This window comes from Thermocatellispora tengchongensis, assembly GCF_014202315.1.
Lineage (GTDB): Bacteria > Actinomycetota > Actinomycetes > Streptosporangiales > Streptosporangiaceae > Thermocatellispora > Thermocatellispora tengchongensis.
The window spans coordinates 53,576-67,085 of record NZ_JACHGN010000022.1; the positions used below are offsets into that span (position 1 = coordinate 53,576).

The window sequence follows — 13,510 nt, forward strand, 5'->3', positions numbered from 1 at the left end:
GACCGGTTCGGTCAGCTCGTGGCCAGCGCGCCCACGATCGACGCGCGCGCGGCCCGGCGGGCCGGCAGCAGCGCGGCCACCACGCCGGCCACGCCCGACAGGGCCACGAACGCCAGCACCTGCGCCACCGGCAGGTCGAAGCGCGGCGAATCCGCCATGGTCTGCACCGCCGCCCAGCCGAACACGATGCCGAGCACGACCCCGACCAGCGCGCCGATCAGGCCCAGCACCAGCGCCTCGACCGTGAGCATGCCGCGGAGCTGCGGCCGGGTCAGGCCGAGCGCGCGCAGCAGCGCCGACTCCCTGGTGCGCTCGTGCACCGACAACGACAGCGTGTTGGCGATGCCCAGCAGCGAGATCAGGATCGCCAGCCCGAGCAGGCCGGTCACGATCATCAGCATCATGTCCAACGCCTGGTCGAACTCGCCCCGGACCTCGGCGGCGCTGGAGACGAGCGCGGTCGGATACGGCTGGGCCGCCGCCTCCACCACCGTCCTGCCCCGGTCGGCAGGCACGCCCTCGGCCCGCTTGACCATCACCCGGCTGTCGTCCACCGCGCCGAAGTACTCCTGGAAGGCCGCGGCCGGGACCGTCAGGTCCGGCAGCGGCGAGGAGCCGGAGTCGTACAGCGCGATCACGGTCAGCGGCACCGTGCCGGCCTCCTCGGTGACGACCCGGATCTGGTCGCCCACCTTGACGCCCAGCTTCCCGGCCGCGGTGTCGCCCACCACCACGGTCCCGGCGCGGAACCCGCTCATCGAGCCGCTGGTGGTGACCACGGTGAACGGGCCCTCGAAGGTGCCGACCGGCCACTCGCCCCGCGCGCCCCCGACCTTGGCGGGCACCTCGCGGAGCTGCACCACCGAGGACAGCTCGGGCCTGGTGCGCAGGTCGGCGGCGATCGAGCGGGGCACGGTCCCCTCGCCCGCCTGGGCGGAGACCATGTAGTCCACCGGGAACTGCTCGTCGAGCTGGGCGTTCGCCGTCGCCCGGGTGCTGGCCGTGAGCACCGACATCATCGTCATCAGCGTCACGCCGATGGTGAGCGCGACCGTGGTGGTGGCCGAGCGCGAGGGGTTGCGGCGGGAGTTGTCCACCGCGAGCCGCCCCGGCACGCCGAACAGCCGCCGGGGCACCCAGCCCGTGAACGCGGCCAGCGGGCGCACCAGCACCGGGCCGAGCGCGAGCACCCCGAGGAACACCACCGCGCCGCCGCCCACCACGGCGAACAGCGCCTGCTCCCCCGGCTCCATCGAGACCGCGTACGCGATCACGCCCGCGCCCACCGCCAGGAACAGGCCGGACACGACCGAGCGCAGCACGCCCGTGCGGAACCCGCGCTCCTCCACCTGGGTGCGCAGCGCCGCGACCGGCGCCACCCGGGTGGCGCTGCGGGCCGGCAGCAGCGCCGCGCCCACCGTCACCACCATGCCGAGCGCGAGACCGGCGATCACCGTGCGCGGCGTCAGCTCGGCCGTTCCGGTCGGGATGTCCACCTCCAGGCCCGACAGCACCGCCAGCGCCGCCGCGCCCAGGCCGAGCCCGGCCAGCAGGCCGAGCAGCGAGGACAGCAGCCCCACCACGGCGGACTCCAGCAGGATCGAGCCGAACACCTGCCCCTTCGTCGCGCCGATGCAGCGCAGCAGCGCCATCTCCCTGGTGCGCTGCGCGACCAGGATGGTGAACGTGTTGTAGATCACCAGCGCCGCGACCAGCATCGCGACCAGGCCGAACAGCAGCAGGCCCGCCGTGATGAAATCGGTGCTCACCCCGTTGGCCGAGGCCAGCACGTCGGCCAGCTCCTGGCCGGTCATGACCTCGACGCCGACGCCCAGCGCGGCGGCGACCGCGGCCTTCAGCCGGGCCGGGTCCGTCGTGCCGTCCGCCTTCACGTCGATCTCCGCGAAGCCCTTGACCCCGGTCATGCGGCGGGCGTCCTCGGCGGTGTAGCCGAGCGCGCCGGTGAACCCCAGCTCCTGGTCCACGCCCACGTCGAACAGGCCGACCAGGGTGAAGCGGTGCTGTGCCTGGTCGTGGTCCAGCACGGTCACGGTGTCGCCCACCGCGAACTTCCTGGTCTTGGCGGTGTTCTCGTCCAGTACGGCCTCGCCGGCGGCGGCCGGGGCGCGCCCGCTGGTGATCCGGGTCCGGTTCAGCGGGCCCTCGGCGATCGAGATGGCGCCCGTGGGCAGGTCGCCCACCACCTTGCCGTCGCTGCCGATCAGCGCCGCGCTGCCGCGGATCAGGCCCTGGGCGTCGGCCACGCCCGCCACCGCGCGCACCTTCTCCAGCGTCGCGGCGGGCAGGACGTCGTCCCCGCCCTGCGTCGCGCCGGCGGGCAGGACGGCCACGTCCACGCGGTCGGCGTCGGCGGCGAACGTACGGGCGAAGCCCGCCCGGATCGTGTCGGTGAGCACGAACGTGCCCGCGATGAACCCGACGCCGAGCGTGATCGCCAGGGCGGTGAGCAGCAGGCGCAGCCGATGCGCCCGCAGCCCGGCCAGCGTCGTCCTGAGCACGCTAGCCCTCCAGCTTCAGCAGGGTGTCCAGCACGGACTGCGGCGTCGGCTGGTACAGCTCGCTGACCAGCGAGCCGTCGTGCAGGAACACCACGCGGTCGGCGTACGACGCGGCCAGCGGGTCGTGGGTGACCATCACGATCGTCTGACCCAGCTCACGCACCGACGCGCGCAGGAACGACAGCACCTCTGCCCCGCTGCGCGAGTCCAGGTTGCCGGTCGGCTCGTCGGCGAAGATCACCTGTGGCTTGCTGATCAGGGCGCGGGCCACCGCCACGCGCTGCTGCTGCCCGCCCGACAGTTCGGTCGGCCGGTGCTTGAGCCGGTCGCGCAGCCCGACGGTCTCGATGACCTTCTCGAACAGCGCCTGGTCGGCCTGGCGGCCCGCGATCTCCAGCGGGAGCCGGATGTTCTGCTCCGCGGTGAGCGTGGGCAGCAGGTTGAACGCCTGGAAGATGAAGCCGATCCGCTCCCGGCGCAGCTTGGTGAGCTGCTTGTCGCCGAGCCCGGTCAGCTCCACGTCGCCGATGTGCACCGTGCCGCCCGTGACCGTGTCCAGCCCGGCCAGGCAGTGCATCAGCGTGGACTTGCCCGAGCCGGACGGCCCCATGATCGCGGTGAACGCCTCGGTCGCGAAGGAGACGTCCACCCCTCTCAGCGCGTGCACGGCAGCGTCGCCCTGTCCGTACACCTTGGTGAGCCCCCGCGCCACCACGGCGTGCGGCGCGCGGCGGCGCACGCCCGTATCGGTCACTGTCACGTCTTCGCTCCTCGGGATCGGTCCGACCCGAACCACGCTAGGGCCGGGAAACCCGCCCGCCATGGGACCGCGGAACGGACTTCCCCTGCCGCCGGAAGCTGAGCGCGACGGCCCGGGTGCGACCCCGGGGTGACCTCCGGGTCAGCCTTTCGGCCGACCCAGCAGACCCAGCCGACCCGCCGAGCCCACCCGACCCACCCGACCCCGGCGGGCCCGGGAGCTCGCGGGGGCTCACGGCCCGGCCCGGCCGCTGGGGCGTACCAGCCCGGACTCGTAGGCGAACACCACCGCCTGGGCCCGGTCGCGCAGCTCCAGCTTGGCCAGCACCCGCCCCAGGTGGGTCTTCACCGTCGCCTCGGCCAGCTCCAGCCGCGTCGCGATCTCGGCGTTCGACAACCCCCGCGCCACCAGCAGCAGCACCTCCCGCTCCCGCGCGGTCAGCGCCGCCACCCCGGGATGGTCCCGCGACGGCCCGTACGCGTCGGGAAGGTGCACCGCGAACCGCTCCAGCAGCCTGCGCGTCGTGCTCGGCGCCACCACCGAGTCGCCGCTGTGCACCGACCTGATCGCGCTGATCAGGTCGGTCGGCGGCACGTCCTTGAGCAGGAACCCCGACGCCCCCGCCTTCAGCGCCGCGAACGCGTACTCGTCCAGGTCGAAGGTGGTCAGGATGAGCACCTTGGGCTCGTCGCCGCGCGCCCGGATCATCCGCGTGGCCTCCACGCCGTCCACCCCCGGCATGCGGATGTCCATCAGGACCACGTCCACGGCGGCCCCCTCCAGGGCCCGCACGGCCGCGGCGCCGTCACCGGCCTCGGCCACCACCTCGATGTCCGGCTGCGCCGACAGCACCATCCGGAACCCCGTCCGCAACAACTCCTGGTCGTCCACCAGCATCACCCGGATCATCACCCCATCCTCCTCACGACCGGGCCGGGGCGGGGGCCGGGGGGTGCGCCGCGGGGGCCGGGTGGAGGGGGAGGCGGGCCAGGACCTGGAAGCCGCCGCCGGGCCGCGGGCCCGTGTAGACCGTGCCGCCGTACATGGCGACGCGCTCGTACATGCCGATCAGGCCGTGGCCGCCGGGGGAGCGGGGGGCGGCGGCGCCGCGCCCGTCGTCGTTGATCGCGAGGACCAGTTCGTGCGGGCCGTACGCCAGGTCCACCGACGCGCGGGCGCCCGGCCCGCCGTGCTTGATGGTGTTGGTCAGAGCCTCCTGCACGATCCGGTAGACGGTGAGCTGCTCGCCCTCGGGGAGGTCGGCGGGGGTGCCGGAGACGTGCAGATCGACCGCCAGGCCCGACTCGCGTACCTGGGCCACCAGGGCGTCGAGCTGGGCCAGGCCCGGCTGCGGCGTGTAGTCCTCCTGCTCGGGCCCGCCGTCCTGGCGCAGGACCCCGACCAGCCTGCGCATCTCGGCGAGCGCCTGCCTGCCGGTCGCCGAGATGGTCTGCACGGCGCGCTTGGCGGTCTCGGGGTCGGAGTCGATCGCGTAACCCGCGCCGTCGGCCTGGACGATGATCACGCTGACGTTGTGCGCCACCACGTCGTGCAGCTCCCGGGCGATCCTGGCCCGCTCGGCCGCGGCGGCGATGCGGGCCTGCTGGTCGCGCTCGCGCTCGGCCCGCTCCGCGCGCTCCTCCAGGCTCTCCAGGTAGCGGTGGCGCGTGTGGGCGTACCGGCCGCCGATCCAGATCGCCAGCAGGAACGCCGAGGAGGTCACGGTGGGGCCGGCGCTGACCGGCTCCCACCGGATCGTGGCCATCACCAGGCCCAGCTCGGCCACCAGCCCCGCCGCCACCGCCCAGCGCAGCGAGCAGCGCGCGGTGACGGTGTACATGGCGACCACGACCGAGGTGTTGGCCACCAGGACGTCCACGCCCGCCAGCCACTGCACGAAGCTGATCGCCGAGACCGCCGCGAACACCGCGACCGGGCGTCGGCGCCGCCACGGCAACGGCGCCAGCAGCGCCACCGAGAGCAGCACGAAGCCGGCCGGGCCGAGCCGCCCGTCGTTGATCACGGCCGAGCCGGACAACACGCAGAACAGCACCAGGGGCGAGAGCGAGAGCGTGTCAGCGGCCACCGGATGGTTCCGGGCCCACGCCTGCAAACTGCCGAACACGTACCCACGATACGTATGCCCAGCTCAGGCGACCGTCCGCCTGGAGGGGGAGATGCGGGTACGACTCAGGTCGCAGGTGCCGGGGCGTTTACGCCCGTCTTACGTCCCGTTGGACATCCTTGTTCATGGGAGCGCCCCTCGGGGTGAGTAAAGGGAGATCTGTGATGGCGGATCGCAACGATGCCGGGTCGCGCGGTGAAGAGGACGCGCCGCGCGACCCGAGGGCCGGCCGCGACACCGACCCCGTCAGCGACCCGGACCACGGCGCGCCGGTCGGCCAGGACCCCGATTCCGGTCCGGTCGGCCAACGTGGCCCTGACGGCGGCACAGTGCCGCTCCCCGCACAGATTTCCGGGATGTCCCGGTCCGCCGGCGTGACGGCGGCCCATGGAACGCCCGCCGCTGCGGCGCCCGTCCCTGGCACGGGCGGTGCGGGCGAACCGACCGGCACCCCAGCGGATGTCCGCCACGCCGGGCCATACGCGCCAGGCGGCCCCGGATGGCGGGCCCCCGGCTGGGGTGCGCCAACCTCCGGGCACGACGCCCACTCCACGCACGACACCCACCCCACGCGCGAGGCCCACTCCAGGCACGAGGCCCACGACGCCCGCCCCACCTACGACACCAGGGTCCCGCCGCCCACGGCCCACGCCATGAGCGGCGGCTACTCCTACGCCTCCACTCCGCCCACGTACGGCCCTCCGCGCTACACGGCCGACACCCTGGCCTTCGGCGCGGCCCACTTCGGCGGCGGATGGCGCGGCGGCCTCACCGAGACGATGCGCAGGCGCTCGGTCCAGCTCGTCGCCGCCGGCCTGCTCGGCGCGGTGGTCGGCGGCGGCGCCGTCGCGGCCGTCCACGGCCTGTGGGACCGGTTCGGGCCGCGCAACCCGATCATGGTCACCGACGGCCGCCCCGGCCCGTTCGGGGAACGCGGCGGGCCGTACGCGGAGCTGATCTTCCCGCGTTACGGTGTGCCGGAGATCTGCGAGCGGACCGACAGCGGCTTCCGGTGCGAGTTCCGGATGGACCCCGGCGACCCGCCCGGCCCGCCCGTCCGGCCGAGCACCGCTCCGACCTCCTGACGGCCGGCCGGCCTCACTTCCAGAACTTGACCTCGGGGAAGGCGCTGGAAGGGCCGTCCAGCAGCGGCTGGGCGCGCCCGCGCAGGTGCCGGTCCATGAAGGCGGCCACGTACGCCCGGGTGATCTCCGGTTCCCGGGCCGACTGCTTGACCAGCAGCGGGTAGTCCGTGAAGGAGGAGTGGTCGCCGCCCTCCACCGTGACCCAGCGCTTCCAGCCCGTCATACGCGCCCAGTCGCGGCCCCAGGTGAAGTCCTTGCCGCCCGGCTCGTGCACCTCGCCCGCGCCCATCAGCATGAACGGCCGTTCCAGCCCCTTGTCCGGGAGGGGCACGAAGAAGGCGCCGTCCATGTTGATCCCGGCGCGCACGCGCGCGTCCTTCAGCATCGTCCATGAGGTGCTCGCGCCGCCCAGAGAGTGCCCGGCCATGCCGATGCGCGAGCGGTCCACGAGCTTGGCCCCCTTCCACACCGGGCGCCGCCCGAGCAGCCGGTCGAGCACGAACGCCACGTCCGCCTGCCGTCCCCTGACCGCCTTGTCGCCGAACTTCCAGGGGTCGGCCTCCTGCTCCTTGCAGGCCACGCAACCGGCCAGCCGGCCGCCGGGCAGGCTCGTGCCGTACGACTCGTGGACGTGGTCGATGCCGGCGACCACGTAGCCCCGGCTGGCCAGCTCCTCGGCGAGGCTGGTCAGCGAGGCGCGCGACATCGTGAACCCGGGCGAGAGCACCACCAGCGGCAGCGTGCCCTTGCGCCCGGCCGGACGCGCCCCGGTGACGGCGTGGGTCTTGGCGCCGCTGACCACCTCGGCCGGGATGCCGGTGATCTTCTGCCCTTCCAGCAGGGCCGCGGCCTCCGCCTCGGTCATGTACGGGGCGGTTCGGCCGGTCTCCTTCTCGGCGGGGTACCACAGCGAGACCATCAGCTCCCTGGCCTTCTCCGTGGGCACCCAGGGGTCGGGGCGGCTGCGGTCCACCAGGTGCAGGCTGACCGTCCCCACCGGCCGGGTCCCGGTCGGCTCGGGAAGCACCATGGTCGTGGCGGGCTCGGTCCGCGCCGGATTCGCCGCCTGGGCGGGCGCCGCCGTGAGAAGGCCGAGCAGGCCCGCGGTGACGGCGCCGGCGACGCCGGCACCGCGCATGATCGTGTTTTTCATGCCGCCCATGCTCTCGGCCCCGCCGCGGCCCCCGCTTCGGTCGAACGGCCGGACCGACCTGCGACTTGCGATGATCCGGGTCAGCCTGTGATCGCAGCTAACGCGACGGCATGGACCCCGTGGGTCGCACCGCCCGCTCGTCCAGGAAGGCGCCGATGCGCGCCCAGGCGTCGGCCGACGCGTCCGCGAACTGGGGGAGCTGCAGGTCGAAGAAGCCGTGCGGCGCGCCGGGGTAGGTCACGAACTCGTGCGGCACCCCCGCATGGGTCAGCGCCCGGTCGAACTCGGCCACCACGGCGGCCGGGATGTTCTCGTCGCCGCCGCCGAACAGCCCCAGGATCGGCGCGCTCAGCTCCCCGGCCCGCTGCGTGGGCCCGGGGGCGCCGTGCAGCTCGCCCGGGAAGCCGTACAGACCGACCACCCCGGACAACCCGAACCGCTCGGCCGCGGTCAGGAACGCGAACCGCCCGCCCATGCAGAACCCCAGCGCCACCACCGCCTCCGCCGCCCCGCCCTCGGGCGTGCGCAGATACGCGATCCCGGCCGCGATGTCGCCGTACAGGCCCTCGGGGGTCAGCTTGAGCAGGTGCGGCATGAGGGTGGCCATGTCCCCGAACCCGGCCCCGCGCTCCGCCGGATCGACCCCCGCCGTACGCGCGTAGTAGTCCACCGCGACGGCGGCGTGCCCCTGCTCGGCCAGCCGCACCGCAAGCCGCTCGTAGAACCCGGACAGCCCCTTGTTGTCGGGCAACACCACCACCCCGACCCCCGACCCGCGAAGGGGCCGCGCCGAGTAGGCCGCGAACACGGTGCCGTCACCAGAGACCAGCCGAACGGCCCCGGCCTCGACCTCGGTACGCGGCTCAGCGAAGAGGGGCGGCACGGCGCCGCTGTCATAGCACACGACAGACCCTTTCTGGATTTCCCGGTAACGTCGTCGTGAGCTTAACCAACAATTGCCGCGATTTTCCTCCATCATACCATAAAAATAAAAATTTCACCACGAATAACCGATAACAGAGCTATTCCAAAAATGGCCGCCGGCGTAATGACGCATGCCGGGATCGCCGCGCAGCACGCGCGACTGGGCTACCTGCGCGAGAAGGCGGCACTGTGAGACGCCCGCCACCGAGGCGACACCGCAGCGGAGGCCGAGGCGATGCGGCGTCTCGCGGAAGCCATCGTCGGGCTGCGGACACCACGACGACGGTCACCTGCACCGGATCGCCGCCGGGCTGGCCCCGGGGCCGGGAGGTGCCCGGCACAGCGGCGACCGCCGCACGGTCGGGCTATCGGATCCGTCCGCAGTGCTCCCGCCTTCAGACGAGGGTGAAGCGGACTCTCCCGGCCACGCGACCTGCTCGGCAGGGAGTCCCCGGGCGACGGCGGATCTCCCGCAAGGCATGGGCCCGGCGCCCAAACCCGCGCGAACGTGACCCTCTCCCACCCGCGAACGCGGGTCACGCTGGTCGGCGGGTGGGCAGGTGCTCGACGGGTGGGGTGCTCGACGGGTGGCGGGGGCGTCGCTCAGTGGGTCGCGGGCGCTGCTCGGCGGGTGGGATGCGGTGCTCGGCGGGTGGGGTGTGGTGCCGGGCGGGTTTGTGGGCGCGTTGCTTGGCGGGTTGCCGCCGGCACCCTGCTCAGTGGGCTGCGGGCAGACCGCTCAATGGGTCGCGGACGCGCTGCTCGGCACGTCTTGGGCGCGCCGCGCATGGCTTGCGGGCAGGGGGTTGCGGGCACGCCCTCGCAGCGCGTCACGGAAACTCCCTCAGCAGGTTGGGCGCCGGTCCATCCCGCCTTCTCGGACGCGTCCGCCGGCGCCGGCCCCCTCGGCGTGGCCGTGTGCACCCCCGGCCCTGCTGCGGGGAGATGGGTGAGTGGGCAGGGCCGGCTGGTGGCGGGGTGCGGGAGGGGGAGTGGGTGGTGAGGTCGGCGGGATTCGAACCCGCACTGGACGGCACCTAAAGCCGCTGCCTCTGCCGTTGGGCTACGACCCCTCGTGATATTGCCTGATCTTACAGCCTGTGCTCAGGTGGGGCATCCGGGCATGTCACGGCGGGTGCGCGTGCTCCGCCGGGGCGGGGCACGCACCGCTGTGGCATTTCCTGGGGGTGCGTGAAAAACGGGCCTATTGGGAAATGCCGAGTTTCTTCATCAGGCTTGCGACGTGGCCGGTGGCCTTCACGTTGTAGAGGGGCAGGGCTATCTTGCCGTCGGGGTCGATCACGAAGGTGGAGCGGATGACGCCGGTCACGGTCTTGCCGTACATCATCTTCTCGCCGTACGCGCCGTACGCCTTGTGCACGGACAGGTCCTCGTCCGACAGCAGGGGGAAGGTGAGCGAGTCGCGTTCGGCGAACTTGGCCAGCTTGGCCGGCTTGTCCTTGGAGATGCCGAGCACGACGTAGCCCTGCTCGGTGAGCACGCCGAGGTTGTCGCGGAAGTCGCAGGCCTGCTTGGTGCAGCCGGGGGTCATCGCGGCCGGGTAGAAGTACAGGATGACCTGCTTGCCGCGGTGGTCGGCGAGGGAGACGCGCTCGCCGTCGGCGGTGGTGAGGGTGAAGTCGGGCGCGGGGTCGCCGGGCTGGAGCCGGGTCGCTGTGGTCTCGGTCACGGCACTCCTTCGTGGCACGGGTTCTCCGGCCAACTTACCGGCCTGCCAGCGTGCCGCGCGGCCTGGGCACCTGACAGACTGATCGATGTCAAGGGCGACGAGAGGAGAGCCATGGCGGACACCGATCCCGATGAGCTGGAGCGGCGGATCGAGCGTACGCGCGCCGAGCTCGCCCGTACGGTCGATGCCATCGCCGACCGGGTGAGCCCGAAGCGGGTCGCCCAGCGGGGGGTCGCGAGGGTGCGGGCGAACGCGGAGCAGATCGTCTCCACGGTGAGCGCCCGGGTGGGTGACATCGTGGGGGACATCGTGAGCGGTCCGGCCGTGAACGGGGCCGAGCCGGCCAGGTTCACGGGCGAGCCGCGCGGCACGGTGCCGTGGCATGAGCAGGACCGGCTGCGCGAGCAGGTGCGCGAGCTGGCCCCGGTGCTGATCGGCGTGGGCGCCGTGCTGGCCGTGGGCGCCGCCGTGGCGCTGTGGCGGCGCCGCCGCCGTTAGCCGGCGCGTGAGTATCGGGTCCGGCCCGAATCTGAGTAAGGGGTTACTCATGTGCCCGGCCTCTCCTCCACCGAGCATCGCTTGTGGATGCGAAAAGGAGAGGAAAGCCGATGAATCGCACGCTTCGTACCACCCTCGGGTTCGCGGCCACGGCGGCGCTGTCGCTGTCCCTGGCCCCGGCCGCGCTGGCGGCTCCGGCCGCCGCGCCTTCCGGGACCACCACGGCCGCGGGCGCCGCGGACTTCGAGGAATCGTGGGGGCGCTACTACTCGCGCAACAGCCTGGCCTACGCCCGGGGGGAACTGGCGGTGGAAGGCGACGAGGAGGCCAACACCTTCTCGCTGAACGGCCGGCTCTACGACCGCGACTTCCGCGACGAGGACGAGGGCGGCCTGTGCGCGTACGTCGAGTTCCAGGCGGTCTACGTCGATGACGACGAGGACGACTGGAGCCGGGTGCGGCGCTACAAGCACTGCGGCGCGGGCAGCTCGCGCTTCTTCGAGTGGACCCGCGAGGACGTCATCCAGCTCCGCGTGAAGGTGTGCCAGGTCACCCCGCAGGGCTGGAGCACCTCAAGCTGCCGCACCCGGGAGCTGAGGCTGGACTCCTGATCAGGGGGGCGGGCCCGTCTGATGCCCTGAGGGACGCGCCTTATAGGAAGGCGTGGCCTTCGCCGCGGTAGGTGGGCACCGTCTCCACGATCTCCTCGCCCTCGATGAGGTGCAGCGAGCCGAACCGCTCGCACAGCTCGCCCGCCTTGGCGTGGCGGAACCACACCCGGTCGCCGATCCGCAGGACGTCGGCCGCGCGGCCCAGCAGGGGGGTCTGGACCTCGCCCGCGCCCTCGTCCCGGTCGTAGGACAGGCCGGGGGGCAGGTAGGGCTGCGGCAGGCGGGAAGGGCTGGGCGGCCCGGAGGCGGGGTAGCCGCCGCCGAGGACGGTCACCACGCCGGGGCCCGGCCGGCGCACCACAGGCAGGGCGAACAGCGCGGCGGGGCGTCCGCCGAAGCCGCGGTAGAAGTCGAACAGGCGGGGATGGAAGAACCCGGAGCCGGCGGTCACCTCGGTGACCGCCTTCTCCATGACCGTCTTCTCCACGCTGCCGGTGCCGCCGCCGTTGACGAACTCCAGGTCGGCGATCTCGCGCACGGCCCGGACGATCATGCCCCGGCGCACCATCAGCTCGCGCCGGGAGCGCGACTGCATCCACCGGATGGCCTGGGCGTACAGGGGGCTGCCCGGCGGGGCGTCGCCGACCCCGGCGATCTGCGCCTCGTACGCCATCAGTCCCACCAGCCGCAGTCCCGGCCGCTTGGCGACCTCGGCGGCCAGCTCGGCGGCCTGGCCGGGGAGGCGTACCGGCGAGCGCCGCGCCCCGGCGCGCAGCCGGCCGCCCAGCGTGACGTAGGCGGTGTCGATGTCGATGCACACCCGGATCTCGTGCCGCGGGGCCGCCCCGGCCGCGGCGGCCTCGATCAGGTCCAGGTGCGAGGTGCAGTCGACCATGACGGTGATCTCGCGGGCCGCGGTGGGGTCGCCCGCCAGCTCGGCCAGCGCCCGCGCGTCGGCCGTGGGGTAGGCGACGACGATGTCGCGCAGGCCGCGCGAGGCCAGCCACAGCGCCTCCGGCAGCGTGAAGGCCAAGATGCCGTGCACGCCGTCCAGGGCCAGGATGCGCTTCAGGACCGGCAGCGACCGGATGGACTTGCTGGCCACCCTGATCGGCTTGCCCCGCGCCCGGCGCAGCAGGTCACGGGCGTTGCCGAGCATCGCGTCCAGGTCCACGACGGCGAAGGGGGGCGAGAGGTGCCGGGTGGCCCGGTCGTAGCGCCGGCGGTCGTCCATGCACGCAGCGTAGCCCGCCGGGCCCGGAACCAACATGAGTAAGGCTCGCATAATGCCACGGCGGCGGTAAATTCTGCTGCCACGCCGTTCCCGTGTACGTGCAAGGCCGTGATTCGGGTGCGGCGCGGGCGCCCCGCGCACGGTACCACTGGCCGCGTGGTGACTTCTCTGCAGGACAAACCGCCCGGCGGGACCACGGGGGCGTCCGCCGCCCCGGGCGGCCCGGACGGGCGGCAGGACCGCAGCGTGTCCCGGCGCCGCCGTGCCCGCGCCCTGCGCCCCACCCGAGCCCCCGCGGGCGTCGCGGTGGCGCTGGTCCTGTCGGTGGCGTTCTCCCTGTCCGCGGCGGAGGCGGTGAGCACGCTGGCCGGGACGCCGCTGGGGTGGGTCCCCTTCGAGCGCCTGGCCGTACGCGCGGCGGGCTGGTCCTGGTCCGATCCCCTCGTCCTCGGCGCGGGCGGCGCGGTCGCCGCCACCGGCCTGCTCCTGCTGCTGATCGCGGTGGTCCCGGGGCGTACCCGCCTGGTGCCGGTCGAGACCGCCGACCCGCTGCTCGTCATCGGCGTCACCCGCCGCGGCCTGTGCCGCAGCCTGCGCGCGGTCGCCGAGTCGGTCGAGGGCGTGGAGCGGGCGAAGGCACGGCTGTCGGGCGGTCAGATCGAGATCGTCGTCGTGACCGAGGTGGAGCGCACCGGCACGGTGCTCCGCCAGGTCGGCGCGGCGGTGGGCGACCGCCTGGGCGCGCTCGGGGCGCTGGGCGGCGGCGAGGTCGTCGTCCGGCTGCGCCGCAAGGAGGACTGAGCGGTGCGCGCGTACATCGGCAACCGGCTCGGCCTGGCCGTGGTCGGCGCGTTCCTGCTCGCGGGCGGCGGGTACGCGCTGCTGCGCGGGCTCGGCCTGCTCGCCGGGCA

The 13,510-nt window shown here is 73.4% G+C and carries 12 protein-coding genes and 1 tRNA gene; 4 read left to right on the forward strand and 9 right to left on the reverse strand.

Translation table 11 applies throughout. The features are described 5' to 3' along the window. Positions 1–11: 11 nt before the first annotated feature. From HNP84_RS39020 to HNP84_RS39035, 4 genes are all read right to left on the reverse strand, one after another. Positions 12–2,519, reverse strand: a complete 2,508-nt coding sequence (locus tag HNP84_RS39020; protein WP_185055083.1) for an ABC transporter permease — start codon at positions 2,517–2,519, stop codon at positions 12–14. A 1-nt stretch (position 2,520) separates the two neighbouring features. Further along, positions 2,521–3,279: an ABC transporter ATP-binding protein gene (locus tag HNP84_RS39025; protein WP_376772029.1), complete on the reverse strand. Its 759-nt coding sequence runs from the start codon at positions 3,277–3,279 to the stop codon at positions 2,521–2,523. A 231-nt stretch (positions 3,280–3,510) separates the two neighbouring features. Further along, complete coding sequence (locus tag HNP84_RS39030; protein ID WP_221337307.1) at positions 3,511–4,188, reverse strand: response regulator; 678 nt, start codon at positions 4,186–4,188, stop codon at positions 3,511–3,513. 13 nt (positions 4,189–4,201) lie between these two features. Beyond that, positions 4,202–5,404, reverse strand: coding sequence for a sensor histidine kinase (locus tag HNP84_RS39035; RefSeq protein ID WP_185055086.1), 1,203 nt, complete (start codon positions 5,402–5,404; stop codon positions 4,202–4,204). 653 nt (positions 5,405–6,057) lie between these two features. On the opposite strand from HNP84_RS39035, the gene HNP84_RS39040 reads away from it, so the two are divergent. After that, positions 6,058–6,489, forward strand: coding sequence for a hypothetical protein (locus tag HNP84_RS39040; RefSeq protein ID WP_185055088.1), 432 nt, complete (start codon positions 6,058–6,060; stop codon positions 6,487–6,489). Between the two features lie 13 nt (positions 6,490–6,502). Here the strand turns inward: HNP84_RS39040 and HNP84_RS39045 are convergent, their stop codons facing one another. From HNP84_RS39045 to bcp, 4 genes are all read right to left on the reverse strand, one after another. Beyond that, positions 6,503–7,642 (reverse strand): alpha/beta hydrolase family protein, encoded by a 1,140-nt coding sequence (locus HNP84_RS39045; RefSeq protein WP_221337308.1) that lies wholly within the window; start codon positions 7,640–7,642, stop codon positions 6,503–6,505. 97 nt (positions 7,643–7,739) lie between these two features. Further along, positions 7,740–8,546 (reverse strand): dienelactone hydrolase family protein, encoded by an 807-nt coding sequence (locus HNP84_RS39050; RefSeq protein ID WP_312926747.1) that lies wholly within the window; start codon positions 8,544–8,546, stop codon positions 7,740–7,742. 1,017 nt (positions 8,547–9,563) lie between these two features. Then, a tRNA-Leu gene (locus HNP84_RS39055) sits at positions 9,564–9,639 on the reverse strand. 131 nt (positions 9,640–9,770) lie between these two features. Further along, on the reverse strand, positions 9,771–10,256 hold the full coding sequence (bcp, locus tag HNP84_RS39060; RefSeq protein ID WP_185055089.1) for a thioredoxin-dependent thiol peroxidase: 486 nt from the start codon (positions 10,254–10,256) through the stop codon (positions 9,771–9,773). A 111-nt stretch (positions 10,257–10,367) separates the two neighbouring features. Between bcp and HNP84_RS39065 the strand changes: the two genes are divergently transcribed. Together HNP84_RS39065 and HNP84_RS39070 are read left to right on the forward strand one after the other, a co-directional pair. Continuing rightward, on the forward strand, positions 10,368–10,754 hold the full coding sequence (locus tag HNP84_RS39065) for a DUF3618 domain-containing protein (protein WP_185055091.1): 387 nt from the start codon (positions 10,368–10,370) through the stop codon (positions 10,752–10,754). 110 nt (positions 10,755–10,864) lie between these two features. Beyond that, positions 10,865–11,365 carry a hypothetical protein gene (locus tag HNP84_RS39070; protein ID WP_185055093.1) on the forward strand — a complete coding sequence of 167 codons (501 nt, stop codon included), beginning with the start codon at positions 10,865–10,867 and terminating at the stop codon, positions 11,363–11,365. Positions 11,366–11,405: 40 nt separating this feature from the next. Here HNP84_RS39070 and HNP84_RS39075 read toward each other — a convergent pair whose 3' ends face one another. Continuing rightward, positions 11,406–12,599: an amino acid deaminase/aldolase gene (locus HNP84_RS39075; RefSeq protein WP_185055094.1), complete on the reverse strand. Its 1,194-nt coding sequence runs from the start codon at positions 12,597–12,599 to the stop codon at positions 11,406–11,408. A gap of 156 nt (positions 12,600–12,755) precedes the next feature. Between HNP84_RS39075 and HNP84_RS56445 the strand changes: the two genes are divergently transcribed. Then, the gene (locus HNP84_RS56445) at positions 12,756–13,400 is read left to right on the forward strand and encodes a DUF6286 domain-containing protein (protein WP_185055095.1); all 645 of its coding nucleotides are present in this window, start codon (positions 12,756–12,758) and stop codon (positions 13,398–13,400) included. Positions 13,401–13,510: the final 110 nt, after the last annotated feature.

Bases quoted from the DNA above. Each gene is read 5' to 3' on its own strand.
- HNP84_RS39070 (WP_185055093.1), top strand. From the start codon at position 10,865: ATGAATCGCACGCTTCGTACCACCCTCGGGTTCGCGGCCACGGCGGCG.
- HNP84_RS39075 (WP_185055094.1), bottom strand. From the start codon at position 12,599: ATGGACGACCGCCGGCGCTACGACCGGGCCACCCGGCACCTCTCGCCC.
- HNP84_RS39030 (WP_221337307.1), bottom strand. From the start codon at position 4,188: ATGATCCGGGTGATGCTGGTGGACGACCAGGAGTTGTTGCGGACGGGG.
- HNP84_RS39045 (WP_221337308.1), bottom strand. From the start codon at position 7,642: ATGAAAAACACGATCATGCGCGGTGCCGGCGTCGCCGGCGCCGTCACC.
- HNP84_RS39065 (WP_185055091.1), top strand. From the start codon at position 10,368: ATGGCGGACACCGATCCCGATGAGCTGGAGCGGCGGATCGAGCGTACG.
- HNP84_RS39040 (WP_185055088.1), top strand. From the start codon at position 6,058: ATGAGCGGCGGCTACTCCTACGCCTCCACTCCGCCCACGTACGGCCCT.